At 71.5% G+C, this 18,406-nt stretch carries 17 protein-coding genes; 8 read left to right on the top strand and 9 right to left on the bottom strand.

Annotated features, from left to right (window positions below; all coding sequences use genetic code 11):
* Positions 1 to 210: 210 nt before the first annotated feature.
* From ACWD2L_RS21580 to ACWD2L_RS21565, 4 genes are all read right to left on the bottom strand, one after another.
* A complete protein-coding gene (locus tag ACWD2L_RS21580; protein WP_351333506.1) occupies positions 211 to 1,863 on the bottom strand; it encodes a hypothetical protein in 1,653 nt (550 codons plus the stop codon).
* Positions 1,860 to 3,968, bottom strand: a complete 2,109-nt coding sequence (locus ACWD2L_RS21575; RefSeq protein WP_351333503.1) for a DUF3492 domain-containing protein — start codon at positions 3,966 to 3,968, stop codon at positions 1,860 to 1,862. Before ACWD2L_RS21575 ends, ACWD2L_RS21580 begins: the two co-directional genes overlap by 4 nt.
* A gap of 200 nt (positions 3,969 to 4,168) precedes the next feature.
* A complete protein-coding gene (locus tag ACWD2L_RS21570; RefSeq protein WP_451190554.1) occupies positions 4,169 to 5,503 on the bottom strand; it encodes a DUF3152 domain-containing protein in 1,335 nt (444 codons plus the stop codon).
* 224 nt (positions 5,504 to 5,727) lie between these two features.
* Entirely contained in the window at positions 5,728 to 6,777 is a 1,050-nt protein-coding gene (locus tag ACWD2L_RS21565) for an alpha/beta fold hydrolase (RefSeq protein WP_351333497.1), read from the bottom strand.
* Positions 6,778 to 6,984: 207 nt separating this feature from the next.
* Here ACWD2L_RS21565 and ACWD2L_RS21560 point away from each other — a divergent pair, with 207 nt between their 5' ends.
* The 4 genes from ACWD2L_RS21560 (at position 6,985) to ACWD2L_RS21545 (ending at position 8,881) form a co-directional block, all read left to right on the top strand.
* Positions 6,985 to 7,203: a hypothetical protein gene (locus tag ACWD2L_RS21560; protein WP_351333494.1), complete on the top strand. Its 219-nt coding sequence runs from the start codon at positions 6,985 to 6,987 to the stop codon at positions 7,201 to 7,203.
* Positions 7,204 to 7,380: 177 nt separating this feature from the next.
* Positions 7,381 to 8,022: a TetR/AcrR family transcriptional regulator gene (locus ACWD2L_RS21555; RefSeq protein ID WP_351333492.1), complete on the top strand. Its 642-nt coding sequence runs from the start codon at positions 7,381 to 7,383 to the stop codon at positions 8,020 to 8,022.
* A gap of 164 nt (positions 8,023 to 8,186) precedes the next feature.
* A complete protein-coding gene (locus ACWD2L_RS21550; protein ID WP_327661699.1) occupies positions 8,187 to 8,414 on the top strand; it encodes a DUF3107 domain-containing protein in 228 nt (75 codons plus the stop codon).
* A gap of 185 nt (positions 8,415 to 8,599) precedes the next feature.
* Positions 8,600 to 8,881: a hypothetical protein gene (locus ACWD2L_RS21545; protein WP_351333489.1), complete on the top strand. Its 282-nt coding sequence runs from the start codon at positions 8,600 to 8,602 to the stop codon at positions 8,879 to 8,881.
* Between the two features lie 43 nt (positions 8,882 to 8,924).
* Here the strand turns inward: ACWD2L_RS21545 and ACWD2L_RS21540 are convergent, their stop codons facing one another.
* On the bottom strand, positions 8,925 to 9,680 hold the full coding sequence (locus ACWD2L_RS21540; RefSeq protein ID WP_351333487.1) for a ferritin-like fold-containing protein: 756 nt from the start codon (positions 9,678 to 9,680) through the stop codon (positions 8,925 to 8,927).
* Positions 9,681 to 10,194: 514 nt separating this feature from the next.
* Between ACWD2L_RS21540 and ACWD2L_RS21535 the strand changes: the two genes are divergently transcribed.
* The 3 genes from ACWD2L_RS21535 to ACWD2L_RS21525 all read left to right on the top strand — a co-directional run bounded on the left by ACWD2L_RS21535 (position 10,195) and on the right by ACWD2L_RS21525 (position 13,939).
* Positions 10,195 to 12,570, top strand: a complete 2,376-nt coding sequence (locus ACWD2L_RS21535) for a DEAD/DEAH box helicase (RefSeq protein WP_351333484.1) — start codon at positions 10,195 to 10,197, stop codon at positions 12,568 to 12,570.
* Positions 12,571 to 12,651: 81 nt separating this feature from the next.
* Positions 12,652 to 13,527 (top strand): alpha/beta fold hydrolase, encoded by an 876-nt coding sequence (locus ACWD2L_RS21530; RefSeq protein ID WP_351333482.1) that lies wholly within the window; start codon positions 12,652 to 12,654, stop codon positions 13,525 to 13,527.
* A 259-nt stretch (positions 13,528 to 13,786) separates the two neighbouring features.
* Positions 13,787 to 13,939: a hypothetical protein gene (locus ACWD2L_RS21525; RefSeq protein WP_306317966.1), complete on the top strand. Its 153-nt coding sequence runs from the start codon at positions 13,787 to 13,789 to the stop codon at positions 13,937 to 13,939.
* Between the two features lie 91 nt (positions 13,940 to 14,030).
* Here the strand turns inward: ACWD2L_RS21525 and ACWD2L_RS21520 are convergent, their stop codons facing one another.
* The 3 genes from ACWD2L_RS21520 to ACWD2L_RS21510 all read right to left on the bottom strand — a co-directional run bounded on the left by ACWD2L_RS21520 (position 14,031) and on the right by ACWD2L_RS21510 (position 16,344).
* A complete protein-coding gene (locus tag ACWD2L_RS21520) occupies positions 14,031 to 14,636 on the bottom strand; it encodes a MarC family protein (protein WP_351333479.1) in 606 nt (201 codons plus the stop codon).
* A gap of 82 nt (positions 14,637 to 14,718) precedes the next feature.
* Positions 14,719 to 15,582 (bottom strand): PHP domain-containing protein, encoded by an 864-nt coding sequence (locus ACWD2L_RS21515; RefSeq protein ID WP_351333476.1) that lies wholly within the window; start codon positions 15,580 to 15,582, stop codon positions 14,719 to 14,721.
* A gap of 123 nt (positions 15,583 to 15,705) precedes the next feature.
* On the bottom strand, positions 15,706 to 16,344 hold the full coding sequence (locus ACWD2L_RS21510; RefSeq protein ID WP_351333473.1) for a DUF6758 family protein: 639 nt from the start codon (positions 16,342 to 16,344) through the stop codon (positions 15,706 to 15,708).
* A 163-nt stretch (positions 16,345 to 16,507) separates the two neighbouring features.
* Here ACWD2L_RS21510 and ACWD2L_RS21505 point away from each other — a divergent pair, with 163 nt between their 5' ends.
* The gene (locus ACWD2L_RS21505) at positions 16,508 to 17,773 is read left to right on the top strand and encodes an MFS transporter (protein ID WP_351333470.1); all 1,266 of its coding nucleotides are present in this window, start codon (positions 16,508 to 16,510) and stop codon (positions 17,771 to 17,773) included.
* Positions 17,774 to 17,784: 11 nt separating this feature from the next.
* Here the strand turns inward: ACWD2L_RS21505 and ACWD2L_RS21500 are convergent, their stop codons facing one another.
* On the bottom strand, positions 17,785 to 18,375 hold the full coding sequence (locus ACWD2L_RS21500) for a suppressor of fused domain protein (RefSeq protein WP_351333467.1): 591 nt from the start codon (positions 18,373 to 18,375) through the stop codon (positions 17,785 to 17,787).
* Positions 18,376 to 18,406: the final 31 nt, after the last annotated feature.

Genomic DNA, 18,406 nt, shown 5'->3' with positions numbered 1-18,406 from the left:
GCTGCCCGTGAGGTCCGGAGTATCCGGCGTATCCGGCGCCTCCGGGAGGAGGGGTGGTCATCTGGCGTTCTCCTTATGAGGGTTGCCCTGGGTCTTCGGGTGGGCCCGCGGTGTCGGCCCCGCGGGAAAGGGGTGGTCCTGGTCATCCGGCGAGCGCCGGCCGCGGTGGCACGGCGTGCTCTACGGAGGCGGCGATGCCGCGGATGGCGGTCATGGCGCCCAGCCGATCGGGGCCCCCGCGTTCGCGTGGGCGGAGGCCCGGGTCAGGGTGCGGGTGGCGTGCACGAGGAGGACGAGGGCGGCGACGGCGCAGGCGACCGTCGGCACGACGCCCGCGCCGACCACGTCGACCGCGGTCTCGACGGGCACGCCCAGGACGTCGCAGCCGGGCAGTCGTGCGGCGAAGACCGTGGCGACGGACAGGACTTCGACGGCGACGGCGGCGCCCAGCGCGACAGCAGGGGCGTGCGTACGGCGGTGCGCGGCGAGGAGGCGGGCGAGCAGCAGCAGAACGCCCAGGGCGCCCGTTCCGGCGTAGTCCACCTTCTCGTCGAGTACGGCACCGGCCGGCACGAGGAGCGCGACGAGGGCGAGGGCGAACAGGGCCACGGCCCCGAGGAGCAACGGGCGCGCGGATGCGGCGAATTCGGCGAGCCCGCGGCTCGCGGCGAGGCGGCGCCGCGCTCCGCCCGAGAAGAGCTGGGCGCACCAGGTGGCCGGTGCCACGGCGACGGCGAGCGCGACCAGTGGCGCGGTCGCGGGGGCCCAGGGCTCGTCGGGACCGCCCGCGAGCGCGGCGTCGAGGAGGCCGTCGCCGAGGAGGGCGTACGCGAGCAGCCAGCAGGACCACAGTCGGGCCGAGGGGGCGGAGGGGCCGTCGATCGCACGCAGCGGCCCGTGGCGCAGTGTCGCGCGCAGGGCGGCGAGGGTGGCGAGCACGCCGATGAGGGCGATGACCAGGCGTGCGGTGCCCGCAGTGGCGTGCACGCCGAACAACGTGAGCGCGCAGACGGTGCCCGGCAGCAGCGCGAGCCCGGCCCACAGGCCGCGCACGCCGGCGGCGGGACGGGCGGCCTCGACGACGGGTTCGTGCGGGTCGCCGTCCCTCGACGCGCGGGCGTACATCTCCTCGGCGAGCGAGAACACGTCCTTGTGGCGGAAACGGGCGGCGGTCCTGTCGGTGACGCCGTGGGCCTCGAGCCCCGCGGCGATCTCCAGCGGGTCGACGGCCCGCTCGCACAGTTCACGGTGCCGGTGCATCAGCCCCTTGACCGGATCGGCACCGGACCGGCGGTGGCCGGAGCGGAAGGCGGCGCCGCGGGAATCGGCGTCACGGGGGCCGGTGCCGCGCGGACCGACGATCCGGGCGACATCGGCACGGTGGGCGGCCTCCGTACGGGATTCGTCGTCACGGAAGTCGGCGCCACCGGAAGCCCCGTCACCGGGTTCGACATCACTCCGCGCCACGTCGCGCGACTCCGCATCGCGGGGCCCGGTACCGAAGAACTCATCGACACCAGCGTCGGCACCAGCAACGGCTCCGTCGCCACCCGCATCGCCCACGCCGCCCCCGGCTTCGAGGGCTGGCGACCGCCACGCAGTGGGATCACGCAGCAATCCCACGTCCAGGTCCTCCAAATCCTCCACGTCCACGTCGGCCTGGTCCGTGGCAGCCGGGTCACCGTCCACCTCGCCGTCGGTACCGACACCGGCACCGCCGCCACGCGCGCCCAGCGCCTCCGCCGACCCGGAGCCCCACGCTCCGGCGCTCACCGGTACTCGGGGCGCATCGGCGTCGCCCCCGGTATCGGTGTCGCCGAACGCGGCGCGCTCACTCGTGCGTTCGCTGATACGCCCGGTCATCCGTCCGCCTCCCCGCAGCCCTGCGTCATCCCTGCCAACTGCTCCCGCGCACCGCCATCGGCTCCCCAACTGGTCCCGGCTGCGCCGCCCCGGTCACCCGTGCTCTGCGTGGTCCAGCGGCCCGGCACATGGGCCTCCGGCGGGTAGGCGAACGGCAAGGGGGCGCCCGCGTCGTCGACAACGTCCCGGCGTACCGGGCAACGCGAGACGATCTCCAGGTAAATGCTGTGAAATGCCGTGATGTTCTGTTCGGCGGTGAACAGCTCCAGGGCGCGCGCCCGCGCCGCCGCACCGAGCCGTTCGCGCCGTGCGGGGTCGCGCAGCAGCGCCACGCAGGCCTCGGCGAGCGCGCGGGGGTTGCGCGGCGGTACCACGAGCCCCGTGCCACCGATCACCTCGACGACGGCACCCGCGTCCGTGGACACCGTCGCGCGCCCGCAGAACATGGCTTCGACCAGACTGACCGGGAAGCCTTCGACGACGCTGGACAGGACGACGACGCCACAGGAGCCGTAGACATCGGCGAGGTCGGGGGCCTCAGGGGCGCCCAACTCCTCGAAGGAGACGGGGTTCTCGCCCACGGCGTGGATGCCGTCCGCCTCGTCCGGGAAGAGCTGTGCGGCGAGCGCCTTGCAGTGCCCGAGATACAGCGCGGCCTCACGGTCGGCCGCGAGATCCGAGGCGTCCGCCCCGCCACCGCTGCCGCCGTGCCCACCGCTGCCACCGTGCCCACCGAGGGCCCTGCCGGAGACGAACCCGTCGGCCGGCCAACCGCCGCCACCCACAAGACCCGCGCCCGCGGCAGCGCCCGCTCCGGCCCCCGGAACCGACCCCGCCTCCGGCACCCCCACGATGCGCAACCGGGCCTTCGGCTCTTCCTTGCGGATCTCGGCGAACGCGTGCAGCAGGGAGATGAGGTCCTTGGAGGGGTCGACGCGCCCGACCCAGACGACGGTGTCCGGATCGCCCGGCCCTTCCCGCTCGCCCACCTCGGCGAAGTGGCCGGACTCCATGCCGGGGTGAATGGTGCGCAGCTTGGCGCGGTCGGCACCGCACCGCTCCTGCCAGCGCCGCGCGTGCGCGTTTCCGGGGGTGATCACGGCGGCCTGCCGGTAGACCTCGGCTGCGAGCCGGCCGTGGAAGGCGGCGAGGAGCGCGCGCACCGGCGCACTCAACTCGGCGTCACCCGCGGCGATGTACCGGGCCCTGAGCTGCACCCCGTACTCCGTGACGAGCAGCGGCACCCCGTAGAAGTGTTTGGCGATCAGGCCGGGCAGGGCGGCCGCGCCGCCGGAGGCCGCGTGGCAGAGATCGACGGACGCGAGCCCGCCCCCTCCGGACAGCCCCGTGGAGAACCTCGAAGACGAAGAGGACGAGGAAGAGGAAGAGGACGACGAAGAAGCCGCAGAAGACGAAGCCGCAGAAGAACCCGAGGACATCCCCGACGGGGAAGCCGAAGCCCCCGACGCCTCCTCCGACACCGAACCCGCCGAGCGACCCGAGGCATCGAACCCGGACCCGTCCTCGTACCAGTCCAGCGACAGCGGCCGCAGTTCACGCTCCACGTGCGCGGCGAAGGAGAGCAGGTCGGGCACGCGGGCCGCGCGCACGGCTCGGAGCGCGCCGGGCGCACGGCAGGCGCGCTCCAGGATGCGTACAGCGGCCTCGGAACGCAGGGAGATACCAAGGCCGCCTTCGTCGCGGGCGAGTTCGGCAAGCCCGTACAGCGCGTTGGCGAAACGGTCCGCCTCGCTCGACCCCGTGTCGTCGGACCCCGTGTCGTCCGACGTCGCGTCGGCCGACACCACGGCCTCGACCAGCTCCCGGTACAACGTGGCGAACCGGCGCCGGGCCCGCCGCCCGAACGCGCCGTCGCGCGCGCCGTTCTCGCTCCAGGCCCCCGCCGCCCACATCGGCGCTGTCCGCACGCGCATGACCTGGGGCGGCAGTTCGAGCCACCCCGCGTCCTCCTGCTCCTGGCTGGTGGCGAGCGCGTAGATGTCGAAATCGTGCTGCCCGAGCCCGCGCACGAGCCGGTCGCACCAGAGTCTGGCCTCACCGTTCACATACGGATAACCACCCTCGGTAAGCAGTCCGATGCGCACGCATACACCCCCGATCTCCCGTACAGGGAGCCACCGTTGGGTTGGCGGCTCGCAGCGGGACGAACGTATGCGGACATGCCGGTGGCGTGATGGACGGTTGTCCATCACGCCACCAAAAGGGGTGAACGGGCGTAACTTTCCCGCACGCGCGACGTTCAGTCGCGCTAAGAGATCAAACGGCTACGTTTAGCTACGTAGCGTCAACCCTTGGGATAGACCCACGGGTTGGGCTTGCACGTGATCCCGTCGGCTGTCAGGAACTTGGTCTGCTGCTGCATGACCGGCGCGAGCGAGCCGGCCCGCGAGCAGCTCACGTGGTTGTAGCCGAGCCGGTGTCCGACCTCGTGGTTGATCAGCATCTGCCGGTACGGGTGGATGGCGGTGTCGCCGAGCACGTCGTCGTACGTCTTCGAGCCCTGGGCCCACCGGTACGCGTTGATCATCACGCGGTCGGTGGCGGCGGAGTCGCACGACACGTTGTCCTCCGTGGTGTCGAGGCCGGATTTGGCGCACCAGTCGGCCGTCGTGCCCGGGCTCGCGAGCGTGATCACGAAGTCCGGCTTCCCGGAGGAGACCCGTTCGAAGGTGCGGGCGTTGTCGTGGGCCCAACTCCGCTTGTCGTTCAGGGTCTTCTGCACCGCCTGCGAGAACAGCGTCCCGTCGAGCCCGAGCCCCTTCTCCACGTCGACGCGGTAGCGGAACTTCTGCCCGCTGCCCGGCGCCTTGTCGGTTCCGGGGATCGTCGCGAACGCACCGGATGCCTTCAGATCCGTCGCGAGCGGGTACTTCTTGGCCATCTTCTGCCCGTACGTCGCCGGGGCGGGCTTCGCGGTCTCCTTCGGGACGGCCCGCTGGTCCGTGCGCGAGGCGGAGCCGCCGCCCGGGCGACCGCCCTCGGCGGCCTGCGCCTGCGCGTCACTCGCGGAGCCGCCGTCCTTGTCGGCGACCTGCCCCGCGACGACGACGGCGAGCACGGTGGTGACGGCCGCGGCAGCGATGCCCGTGAAGGTCATGCCCCTGCCGCGCTTCTCGCGCCCGCCGCCGGACTCGACCGGCGCCCGGTCCTCCGGCGGCACGGGCGGCTCGGCGTCCCACTCGGCCACGCGCGCGTACGGGTCCGCATCCGCGGGGGTGTTGGAACCCACAGGGGCATCGGAGCCCACAGGGGCGCCGAAACCAGCGGAGGCACCAACACCCGCCGGAACGTCGAAACCAGCAGAGGCATTGCCACCCGCAGGCGCATCGAACGCGTCGATGTAGTCCTGCCTCGGGCGCCTGCGCCCCGGCGCACCCTGACCCGACGCGCCCTGGCCTGGCGCGCCTTGCCCCGGCGCACCCCGGTCTGGCGCACCCCGGTCTGGCGCCCCCGGCTCCGCCCGCTCCCGCCGCGGCCGCAGCCCCGGTAGGGCCGAGTCCTCGGGGGCCGACGGACCGTGCTCGGGGCCGCGTGCCGACGCGACGGGGCCCGCGACCGGCGGCACGGACGCGCCCCAGCCGCCGCCCGACTCGCGCGACTCGGGGTGGCCGCCACGCACCGGCCCGGCCCCCGGACGCGCGGAAGTGTGCCCCGAGAAGGGGGGACGCCCGGCCGCCGACGGCGGGGTCGGCGCGGGCGGCGCCTCGGCCGGCCCCCTTCGCCTGCGCCCGGTGCCTACGCCCCGCCCCGACGGGGCGTGCGTCTCGGCCTCCACCTGCACGTTGACGGCATCCTCCGCACCGTCTGCCGATCCTCGGCGGCTATGCCGTCCCACAGGCCGCCTCAGCTCCCCAATGTCGTGTGGTCGTCGGTGCCGGACCCGTCACTCGCGGCGTCACCGACACTACTGGCGCTCCCGCGCCTCTTGTCCAACGCTTCGGTGTCGGCGAGGAGTTCCCTGAACGCCGTCGCGACCGTCCGCGGGTACTCCATCATCGCGACATGCCCCGCGTCCGGGAGCGTGAGCAGCCTCGAGTCCCGGAACGCACGTGCCGCGCGGGCCGCCATCCGGTACGAGACCAGCAGGTCACGCCCTCCGTAAATGAGCTGCGTCGGTGCGAGCACGCGCTCAGCCTGCCGCCAGAGGCTGTGCTGCCCGCCGAGCGTGTACGCGTTCACGACACCGCGCGCGGAGCGGGCCATCGCATCCCAGAAGTACGGCAGTTGGAGCCGCCGCTCCATTTCCTCGACGGCGACCCTGAAGCCCTCGGGCGTGACCCGGTTCGGGTCTCCGTAGCAGAGGGCCATGACGCCGCGCACCCGCTGCTCCGGTGTCCACTCCTTCGTCAGGCGCGTGAAGAGCGGGGCGACGCCGGGCACCGCGAGCAGGCCGGTCGGCAGGGCGGTGCGCTGCACCCGGATCTCCGGCAGCGCGGGCGACACCAGGGTCAGCGTGCGGACGAGATCGGGACGCGCGGCGGCCACGCGCGTGGCGACGGCCCCGCCCAGCGAGTTCCCGAAAAGGTGCACAGGGACGCGACCCTGTGCGTCGAGATAACGGATGACCCCGCGCGCGTGCCCGGTCACCGAGTAGTCACTGTCGTCCGGTGGCGGCGAGTCGCCGAAACCCGGCAGGTCGACCGCCTCCCCGTCGACGACGTCCTCGAGCAGCGGCATCAGCGCCGACCAGTTCTGCGAGGAGCCGCCGAGCCCGTGCACGTACAGCGCGGGCGGCAGCCCCTCGCGCGCTCCGGGACGGGACCGGACCGACAACGTCAGCCCGGGGAGCCCGACGGATCGCACGTGCTCCCCCTCCGCGACTTCGACGGCGCCCGGCGTGGGCGTCGCGGCGGCGATGACGGCAGGCACGCGCGGCGACTCGGTCGAAGACATGCGACATATGTTACGAGACGATCACACAGTGGATCGCGTGTTCGCCGTCACAGTCCAAAACGCGGCCTGGCCGGGCGGGTTCGCCCAGGAGGCCCCGCGCCACTCAAGAGATCGCCAAAAGATCGCATAGCGCCCCGATCGGGTGTCTCCTACGCTCGATATCAGGGCACCCGTCCACGCACGGACAGGTGAGGAAGGGAGCCACCGATGACGGTCGACCCGAGCGACCCCGAGGCCTTCGCCGATCACAGCCCCGCCGAGGCGGGCGTGGAGACCCCCGAGGCCGACACCGTGGAGCAGCACACGGACCTCGCGCCCGAGCAGGACGACGAGCCCGACACGCAGGCCGACCCGGACACCGCGAACGAGGCGGACCGGGCGGAGCAGGCCCGCGTCGTCGCGATCGACGAGGACGACTACCGATGAGCGGTGCGCCACGATCCACCCATTTGTGACCACAGATGTGACATCGGGCTCACTACATGCGGTTTTCACAGCAGTCCGGTCCGTGAAATTCTGCGCTCGTACCGCGCACATCAGGGTTACTCAAAAGTACGATGGCGTCGCGGCGCACACCGCACACGGACAATCTTGGGAGGCGGCGTGACAGCCATCGAGCAGACGGAGGCAGCGCGCCCCAAGGGCACACGCCTACCGCGCCGTGCCCGTCGCAATCAGCTTCTGGGTGCGGCCCAGGAGGTTTTCGTCGCACAGGGGTACCACGCGGCCGCGATGGACGACATCGCCGAGCGGGCCGGCGTCAGCAAGCCGGTGCTCTACCAGCACTTTCCCGGCAAGCTCGAGCTCTACCTGGCGCTGCTCGACCAGCACTGCGAGTCCCTGCTGCAGTCGGTCCGCACGGCGCTCGCCTCCACGACGGACAACAAGCAGCGCGTCGCGGCGACCATGGACGCCTACTTCGCGTACGTGGAGGACGAGGGCGGCGCGTTCCGGCTCGTCTTCGAGTCGGACCTGACGAACGAGCCGGCGGTGCGCGAGCGCGTCGACCGGGTCAGCCTGCAGTGCGCGGAGGCGATCTCGGACGTGATCGCGGAGGACACGGGCCTGTCCAAGGACGAGTCGATGCTTCTCGCGACGGGCCTCGGCGGCGTCTCGCAGGTCGTCGCGCGCTACTGGCTGTCCAGTTCGAGCCCGGTCGAGCGCGACACGGCGGTGCAACTCCTCACCTCGCTCGCCTGGCGCGGCATCGCGGGCTTCCCGCTGCACGGCGCGGAGCAGAACTGAGCACGCGCGCACGCGGCACGGCCACACGGCTCACTTTGTTCCCGTCTGGCTGTTCGCTCTTGGCGTGCAGCCGTGGCGTCGGGACTCTCGCCCGGCAGGGCTAATCTTTGCTGGGTACAGCGCGGTCATCCGCGCACATCACGGATCGTCGGAGGGACAAGGCCGTGGAGGTCAAGATCGGCGTGCTGCACACGCCCCGCGAGATCGTTCTGGAGAGCGACCAGTCCGCCGAGGAGGTCGAGAGCGCGGTGTCCGCGGCGCTGTCCGGCAAGTCCCAACTCCTCTCCCTGAAGGATGAGAAGGGCCGGAAGGTCCTGGTCCCCGCCGAGCGCCTCGCCTATGTCGAGCTCGGCGAACCGTCGACGCGGAAGGTGGGCTTCGGCCCGCTGTAGAGCCTCCCGGAGGGGACGGGCGGACAGTACGTGAAAGGCCTGATGGCGCAGCTGCCATCAGGCCTTTTGCATGTTCACAGCGAGCGCACAGCCGATCCTCGCGCGGAGGGTTGCGTCCGGGAGGCCAGGGGTAGACCGGCTACGTCCGAAGTGCACCCACCGGCCGCGCGGGAGGTATCCGCACCATGCTTCTCGAAGCTCTCGGCTCCGTACTGCTCGGCATGGCACTCGCCCTCGGGGCGGGCCACCGACTGCCGCACAGGCTGCCGTCACGCACGCTCGTGCTGCCGACCGGCGTCGCGGGCGCCCTCGTCGGGGCGTTCGTCACCCACAGCGCGCTGGGTCCTGACCATGCGATCGCCACGCTCGTGGGCGCGGTCGTGATGTCCGTGGCCCTGCTCTCGCTGCTGCTGCGCCCCACCCGGGGCAGAGCGCAGCAGCTGACTCCGTATGCGTGGACGAAGTAGCGGCAGAAGAACCGAACGACCAGAAGAAGTCGTCAGCGCGTCGTCAGGCGGCGAGCCCGAGCGCCGCCATGCGCTTGGTGTGCGCCTCGGTGATCCGCGAGAACATCTTGCCGACCTCGGCGAGGTCGAACCCGTCGGCCACGCCCCCGACCAGCATCGTCGACAGCGCGTCCCGGTCCGCGACCACCCGCTGCGACTGCGAGAGCGCCTCCCCCATGAGCCGCCGCGCCCACAGGGCGAGCCGGCCGCCCACGCGCGGGTCGGCCTCGATCGCGGCGCGCACCTTCTCCACGGCGAACGACGCGTGGCCGGTGTCGTCGAGTACGGCGAGGACGAGCGAGCGGGTCTCCGAGTCGAGGCGGGCCGCGACCTCACGGTAGAAGTCCGACGCGATCGCGTCGCCTACGTATGCCTTGACCAGACCCTCCAGCCAGTCCGACGGGGCGGTCTGGCGGTGGAAGCCGTCGAGTGCCTCGACGAACGGGTCCATCGCGTCGGTCGGCTCGATGCCGACCGCCGAGAGCCGGTCGCGCAACTGCTCGAAGTGGTGGAACTCGGCGGACGCCATCTTGGCCAGCTCCGCCTTGTCTCCCAGCGTCGGCGCCAGCTTCGCGTCCTCGGCGAGCCGCTCGAACGCCGCCAGCTCTCCGTAGGCGAGCGCGCCCAGCAGGTCGACAACGGCGGCGCGGTAGTTCTCGTCCACGGCCGCGGTGGCCCAGTCCTGGGCGGCGATACCGGTGAGCACGGGGGTTTCTTCGGCGGTCGGCGTGGCGTTGTCAGGCGTCTCCATGAAGCGCACAATAGCCCGCTCTCCCCGTCGCGGAAGGCCCTGGTCAATGAGTGTGACGACGGCTACGTGACCCATTCGGCCATCGCACATGCGCGATTCCGGGGTATGGTGGTAAAGAGCCCGCCGAGTGCAAGGCGCCTCCAAGGTGCTTATGCGCACTTTCGGACGGGCCTCATGAATGAGGATGCCCGGTCGGAGGCCCGATCGGCTCCGACCTGACAGCCCTCCGGGTCGTACGTCACAAGACGTACGGATCTGAGGAGGGGCCCTCAGCGGCACGAGCGCTCGAGCGTCGGCAGTGGTCCCGCGCCATCCGGTCCACCCGATCCCCGCAGACCGCGGCTCGAGTCCGGTGTACCGACCGGCACGGTCACGACCCCCGCGTTCGCCTCGCGCCGCACCTCACAGAGTAGGCAACACCCTGACTACGCAGACTTCGACGTTCCGCCAGCTCGGCATTCTCTCCGAGACGGCAGAGGCCCTTGAGGCCGTCGGCATCATCAACCCTTTCCCCATCCAGGAGATGACCCTCCCCGTCGCCCTCTCGGGCTCGGACGTCATCGGCCAGGCCAAGACCGGCACGGGCAAGACCCTCGGTTTCGGCCTCCCGATCCTGGAGCGCGTCACCGTCCCCGCGGACGTCGAGTCCGGCCGGGCCAAGCCCGAGCAGCTGACCGAAGCGCCGCAGGCCCTCGTCGTCGTCCCGACGCGCGAGCTGTGCCAGCAGGTGACCAACGACCTCCTGACCGCCGGCAAGGTGCGCAATGTGCGCGTCCTCGCCATATATGGCGGTCGTGCGTACGAGCCCCAGGTCGAGGCCCTCAAGAAGGGCGTCGACGTCGTCGTCGGTACGCCCGGCCGACTGCTCGACCTGGCCGGCCAGAAGAAGCTGGACCTCTCGCACGTGAAGGCGCTCGTCCTCGACGAGGCCGACGAGATGCTCGACCTGGGCTTCCTGCCCGACGTCGAGAAGATCATCAACCACCTTCCTGCGAAGCGCCAGACCATGCTGTTCTCGGCGACCATGCCGGGCGCCGTCATCGGCCTGGCCCGCCGCTACATGTCGCAGCCCACGCACATCAGTGCCACCTCGCCGGACGACGAGGGCGCGACCGTGCGCAACACCGCGCAGCACGTGTACCGCGCGCACAACATGGACAAGCCCGAGATGGTCTCGCGCATCCTTCAGGCCAACGGCCGCGGGCTGACGATGATCTTCTGCCGGACGAAGCGGACCGCCGCCGACATCGCTGAGCAGCTGCAGAAGCGCGGCTTCGCCTCCGGTGCCGTCCACGGTGACCTCGGGCAGGGCGCGCGCGAGCAGGCGCTGCGCGCGTTCCGCAACGGCAAGGTGGACGTCCTCGTCTGCACCGACGTCGCCGCGCGCGGCATCGACGTCGACGACGTGACGCACGTCATCAACTACCAGACGCCCGAGGACGAGAAGACGTATCTCCACCGCATCGGCCGCACCGGCCGCGCGGGCAAGAAGGGCATCGCGATCACGCTGGTCGACTGGGACGACATCCCGCGCTGGCAGCTGATCAACAAGGCTCTCGATCTGGACTTCAACGACCCGGTCGAGACCTACTCCTCCTCGCCGCACTTCTACGAGGAGATGAACATCCCGGCGGGCACCAAGGGTGTGCTTCCGCGCTCGGAGCGTACGCGCGCCGGGCTCGCCGCCGAGGAGGTCGAGGACCTGGGCGAGACCGGTGGCCGCGGGGCCTCGTCCCCGCGTGGCGGTCGTGGTGGCCGGGGCGACCGCGATCGTGACCGTGACCGTGGTCGGGACCGTGAGAAGCGCGAGCAGCGTGAAGAGCGCGAGCGCCCGGCGCGCACGCCGCGCCGCCGTCGCCGTATGCGCGGCGGCGAGCCGGTCGGCGCCGGTGAGGCCACGGCCGCACCCGCGTCGACCACCGTGTCCGCACCTGCTCCCGCTCCCGTGGAGGAGTCCGCCGAGCCGCGGACGCCGCGTCGTCGCCGCCGTACGCGCGGTGGCGCAGGCGCGCCGTCGGTCGCACAGGCGGCCCCCGCCGCCGAGGCAGTCGTGGAGACGGTCGAGGCGGAGATCCCCGCCCAGCCCCGTCGTCGTACGCGCAAGAAGGCCGAGCCCGTCGCCGAGACGGTGGTCGAGACGGTGGAAGCCGTGCCTGCGGCCGCAGAGCCGGAGCCGGCCGAGCCGAAGGCGAAGCCCGCGCGTACCCGCAAGAAGGCGGAAGCCGCGGTCGACACGGCCGAGGCCGCTGAGGCCACCAAGGTCGCTGAGACCAAGCCCGCCACGCGCACCCGTACGCGTAAGAAGGCCGAAGCCGCGGTCGACACGGCCGAGGCCGCCGAGGTCGCTGAGGCCAAGCCCGCCGCGCGGACCCGGACCCGTAAGAAGGCCGAGCCCGTCGTCGACACCGCCGCCGAGGCGGTTGAGACGGCGACCGAGGCCAAGCCGCGTCGCACGCGCAAGAAGGCGGAGGCCGTCGTCGACACCGTCGAGGCCACCGAGGCGAAGCCCGCGCGTACGCGCAAGAAGGCCGAGCCCGTCGCCGAGGCGGTGGACGCGAACGAGGCCAAGCCGGCACGCACGCGTACCCGCAAGAAGGCGGAGGCCGCGGTCGACACCGCGGAGGCCGCCGAGGCCAAGCCCGCCACGCGCACCCGTACGCGCAAGAAGGCCGAGCCCGTCGTCGACACCGCCGCCGAGGCGGTTGAGACGGCGACCGAGGCCAAGCCGCGTCGCACGCGCAAGAAGGCCGAAGTGGCCGTCGACACCGCGGAGGCCGCCGAGGCCAAGCCCGCCACGCGCACCCGGACCCGTAAGAAGGCCGAGCCCGTCGTCGACACCGCCGCCGCCGAGGCGAAGCCGCGTCGTACGCGGAAGAAGGTCGTGGCTCCCGAGGCCTGATCCGTCCACGGCGAAAGGCCCGGATCCCGCTGCTGCGGGGTCCGGGCCTTCGTTGTCAGTGGCTGCGCGTAATCTCGGCACATGAGCAGGCCCGCGACCTTCACCCCGCCGCCCGGCACTCGTGCGCACCGCCTCCGCACCGCCCGTGGCGACTTCGCCGCGCTCACCGGGGAGCCGACCGAGGGCCCGGTCCGTGGCACCGCTCTGCTGCTGCCCGGATTCACGGGGAGCAAGGAGGACTTCATCGAGCTGCACGCCCCGTTGAGCGCGGCCGGTTACCGGACCGTCGCCGTGGACGGCCGTGGGCAGTACGAGTCGGAGGGCCCGAAGGACGACGAACGGCCTTACAGGCAGGGCGAGTTGGCGCGCGACGTGCTCGCGCAGGCGGCAGCACTCCAGGCCGACGCCGGGACCGGCCGGGTGCATCTGCTGGGCCACTCGCTCGGCGGGCTCGTCGCGCGCGCGGCGGCCATCGAGGACCCCGCCCCGTTCGCCTCCCTCACGCTGATGTCCTCGGGCCCGGCCGCCGTCGCACCGCCCCAGCAGGAGCGCGCCAAGCTGCTCCAGGACGCCCTCGCCGCGCTGGACATGGCCCAGGTGTGGGAGGCCATCCAGGGCCTGGACGCCCCCGAGGACGCCGCCGATCTCCGCGGTGACGGCGAGGATCTGCGCCGCCGCTGGATGCGGAACAGCCCGGCCCAGCTCATCGCCACGGCGGGGCAGCTGCGCACGGAGCCGGACCGGGTCGACGAGCTCGCCGCGCTCGGCCTCGCGATACATGTGCTGTCGGGCGAGCGGGACGACACCTGGCCGGTGCCGGTCCTCGACGCCATGGCGGCCCGCCTCGGCGCGGAGCGCACCGTCGTGACCGGGGCCGAGCACTCCCCCAATACCGACCAGCCGCGGACCACGGCCGCCGCCCTCGCCGCGTTCTGGGACCGGCATCCGGCGGCGTAGAAACCGCAGCTCGGGCACATCCCGCGGCACTCCTGCGGCACTCCTGACGCACGGGTAATTAGCCGATCGAAAAATTTCCTTAGCGTAGGGAATGTTTGCAGCGGACAACTCGTTGTACCCCTTGGAACGCGCGGCACTGAGGCCGCGCAATTCACTCTTAACGGCCGGGCAACCGCCCGGCCGTACAGCGGGATCAAGCTGAGAAGCCCCGCACCAGTAGTTCTCCTTCAGGAGGATCACCAGACGAAGGGAGAAGCCCTTGCGCTTCGAAATCATGCGACTCGACGATGTCGACGGCACCGCCGTGGACAGCACCGTCGTGGACGCCGCCTCCGTCAACCGGATCGTTCAGCAGGCCGCCGCCATCGGGCAGCGCCTCTACATCCGCCCGGCAGAGTCGTCCGCCTCGTAACGGCGTAAGTGACTCGCACACTTCGAAGCCCCCGTACGCACGATGCGTACGGGGGCTTCGCTGTGGTCCGAGAGTTCGTGGTCCGGGGCCGTCAGGAGCCCTGGATCACCTGCGTCACGCCGTTGATGATCTGCTGCACCGCGATCGCGGAGAGCATCATGCCCGCGAGCCGGGTCACCAGGACCACACCGCCGTCCTTGATGACGCGGATGATCACCAGCGAGTACCGCATCACCAGCCACAGCACCACGTGGATCGCGACGATCGCGGACCAGACGGAGAGCTGACCGCCCACGCCGTCCGCGTGCTGCACGGCGAGGATCACGGAGACGATCGCGCCGGGCCCGGCGAGCAGCGGCATGCCGAGCGGCACGAGGGCGACGTTCACGTCCTTGGTCTGCTTCGGCTCATCCGTCTTGCCGGTCAGCAGGTCGAGCGCGATCAGGAGCAGCAGCAGACCGCCCGCGATCATCAGGGCCGGGACGGAGACGTGCAGATAGGCCAGGATCTGGTTGCCCAGGACGCCGAACACGGCGATGACGCCGAAGGCGACGCAGACCGCCTGGAAGGCCATGCGCTTCTGGACCTTGGCGGGGCGGCCCGCGGTGAGAGCGAGGAAGATCGGAGTGATTCCGGGGGGATCCATAATCACAAAAAGCGTGAGAAAGAGGGATCCGAAGACGGCAGCGTCGAACACGGTGGGGTGCCTTGCGAGAGTGGTGCGGAAGGGTGGGTCGAAGTGACGTCGAGTCGACGTCGAGGGGTGACTACGGGGCGCGTCAGGCGTCGCGTCCGCCGGCGCCCGGCACCGGGAAGGCGCCCGTGGCGCGCCGCGTGATCTCCCCGTAGACCTCGGGGTCGGTGGTGTACTCGCCGAGCACGCACGTCTTACGGCTGCCGTGGTAGTCCGAGGACCCGGTGACCAGCAGGCCGACGTCGGCGGCGAGGCCGCGCAGGCGCTCGCGGGTCGCGGCGTCGTGGTCCATGTGGTCGACCTCTACGCCGTCGAGCCCGGCCTCCGCCAGCTTCGCGATCGCCGCTTCGGGCACGGTGCGGCCGCGCCTGGCGGCACCGGGGTGTGCGAAAACGGTGACTCCGCCGGCGGCCTTGACGAGCCGGATCGCCTCGAAGGGGTCGGTCTCGTGCTTGTCGACGTACGCGCGCCCGTCGTTGGCCAGCCAGTCCTCGGTGAACGCGTCGGAGACGGTCGGTACGACGCCGAGCTCGACCAGCGCCGTGGCGATGTGCGGGCGGCCGACCGAACCGTCGCCCGCGATCCGGGCGACGTGCTCCCAGGTGACGGGGACGCCGAGCTCGTTGAGCTTGGCGATCATGCCCTTGGCGCGCGGCACCCGGTCGTCGCGGACCAGCTCGCGCTCGGCGAGCAGGGCCGGCTCCTCGGGGTCGAAGAGGTACGCCAGCATGTGCACGCCCACGCCGTCGAGGCGGCAGGAGAGCTCGGCGCCGGTGACGAGGGTGAGCCCCTCGGGCAGGGCCGCGAAGGCCTCTGCGTGCCCGCGCGTGGTGTCGTGATCGGTGAGCGCGACGACGTCCAGACCGGACGCGGCGGCGTTCCGTACGAGTTCGGCCGGGCTGTCCGTGCCGTCGGATGCAGTGGAGTGGGTGTGCAGATCGATGCGCACGGCTGCGTACTCCAAGCTCGACGGACTGACGGGGATCGCTCAAGGATAACGGGGATTCCAGCAGCTCCGACGCGGCGACCGACGCGGCGCCTCAACGCCTCAACGCCTCAACGCCTCAACGCCTCAACCGAGAATGCGCGGCGACAGCGCCCCGCACGGCAGCAGGTCCACCTCGGCCCCCGCGTCCCGCAGATCCGTGAGCACCAGCTCGTCGTACATCAGCATCCCCGTCTGCTCCGGCCAGACGACCGCCCACAGCCACAGGCCGCGCGCCTCGCCCGCGAAGACCGCCCGGTCGTCCGGGGCGCCGGAGACGTGCCACATCGGAGTGGGCCGGCCGGCGGCGAGCACCTTGGCCTGCGGGGGCCCCGAGACCTCCATGTACGGGCCGGGGTCGGGGCCGTCGATCCCCGCGTAGCGCGCGCCGAGTCCGACGCCCAGCTCCTCGGCGACGAGCACCAGTTCACCGGCGCCGCCGAGCGGTCCGGGGCCCGAGCAGGCGACGGCGGTGGCGCGGCCGCCGTGGCGTTCGTCCCCCGCGTTGGCCACGCCGGTGAACAGCCAGCCGACGGGCAGCGGCCAGGGCATCCAGACCGGCACCTGCGCGCGCCGCACCACGACGCTGAGCGCCTCGACGCTGGGCGGGATCACGGGCTGCATCGGATGCACGGTCCCGTGCACATCGCACTGCCAGGAGTCGGCAAAGAGTCCGGGAGCCCTGACCCGGCCACCACACTTCGGGCAACTGGGTTCGCCCCTCATAGAGCCCCACGGTCCTCCCCGCCCCGCGCCGCGTCAAGGACGATCACCCGTCCGGAGGGCACCACCGTGGCGCCCCCACCAGGAGAGGTAGATGTAGTTTGCATTAATTAGCTGCTCTAACTTATTATGTGTATACGCCAACGATCTGGCCGAAGGAGCAGGCATGAGCCACAGCAGTACAGGGGGTCCTCCCGAAGGGGACACGTTCGACGCAGGGGCGACCAGCACGACCAGCATCCTGCGTCAGCCGAAGGCGGTCTGGGCGACCGCCGGGGCATCCGTCGTCGCCTTCATGGGCATCGGCCTCGTCGACCCGATCCTGCCGTCGATCGCCAAGGGCCTCGAAGCGACACCGAGCCAGGTATCCCTGCTCTTCACCTCGTACTTCCTGATCACCGCCGTCGCCATGCTGGTGACCGGGTTCGTTTCCAGCCGCATCGGCGGCAAGAAGACCCTCCTCGCCGGCCTCGCCCTCGTGGTGATCTTCGCGGCGCTCGCGGGCACGTCCGGGTCCGTCGGGGAGCTGGTCGGCTTCCGCGCGGGCTGGGGCCTCGGCAACGCGCTCTTCGTGTCGACCGCGCTGGCGGTCATCGTCGGCGCCGCCGCCGGTGGCAGCGCCGCCGCGATCCTCCTCTACGAGTCCGCGCTCGGGCTCGGCATGGCCTGCGGGCCACTCGTCGGCGCGCTGCTCGGCAACGCCAGCTGGCGCTACCCGTTCTTCGGCACTGCCGCACTGATGGCCATCGGCTTCCTCTGCATCACCGCGTTCCTGAAGGAACAGCCGAAGCCCGCGAAGAAGACCTCGATCCTCGACCCGCTCAAGGCGCTCGGCCACGGCGGCCTCGCCTCCACGGCGATCTCGGCCTTCTTCTACAACTACACGTTCTTCACGGTGCTGGCCTTCACGCCGTTCGTGCTGAACATGACGCCGTACAAATCGGGCGCCGTCTTCTTCGCCTGGGGTCTGCTGCTCGCACTGTGCTCGGTGATCGTGGCGCCGCGCATGCAGGCCAGGTTCGGCTCGCTGAAGGTGCTCGGCGGCTCACTCGTGCTGCTCGCCATCGACGTGCTCGTCCTTGGGTACGGCAACCACACGGCGGCCATCGTCTGCACGATCCTGTCCGGCGCCTTCATCGGCGTGAACAACACCGTCTACACCGAGCTCGCGCTCGGCGTCTCGGACGCGCCGCGCCCGGTGGCGAGCGCCGGCTACAACTTCGTGCGCTGGTTCGCCGCCGCGGCCGCCCCGTTCTTCGCGCCGAAGATCGAGGAGTGGAGCAACATCCACATCCCGTTCGTGGTCGCCGCGGGCACGGCGGTGCTCGGCGCGGTCGTGGTCTGGGTGCGCAGGAAGGCGCTCACCCACGACGCCGAGGAGCTGGAGCCGAAGCACGCCACCGAGGACAGCGTCTCGGTGTACGCGAGCTGACCGGCAGTCAGTCAGTCCAGAGGTACGGACTTGCGCAGTGGGTCGCGCAGGTCCGTACCGGCGTTCAGCCACTTCTCCTGGAGCGCGGCGGCGCCGTGCACCCGCTTCCACGCCGCCTCGTTCGGCGTCATGGGCAGCAGCGGCAGGAAACGTACGGGGTCCAGGGGCTCGTCCAGATCCAGGTCCTCGACCAGCCCCCCCGGCTCCGCGACCAGGGCCGAGGTGAACGGGGCGCCCGGCCACAGCGGTTCGCCCACGTCGAGCGAGGCGCCCGGCGCGACGACGATGCCCTCGACCTGGGGCGAGGCCGCGAGGACCGCGAGCGGGCGCAGCACCTTGTCGGTGTCGGCGAGGCCCGCGCGGACGGTGAGCACCAGCTCCGCGCGAGGGCCCTTGACAGGGTCGGCGAGGGCCGCCGTGGGGTCGGCCATCGGAGACGCGGCCATGCCGAGGGTGGCGTAGCGCACCACGTTCTGGGAGGCATCTGTGAAGCGCAACACCTCGATCCGGTCGGTGCCGAGGAAGGTGACGGCCGCGCGCGCGTCCGGTTCACCCAGGGTTGTCCGGAGTCGCGCATCCACCAGCGCAAGAACTTCTGCCATCCCGCGAGCATAGATCTCGGACCCAACGGGT

The sequence above is a fragment of the Streptomyces sp. NPDC002754 genome, assembly GCF_053592315.1.
This window is presented reverse-complemented; position numbering and strand designations above follow the sequence as displayed.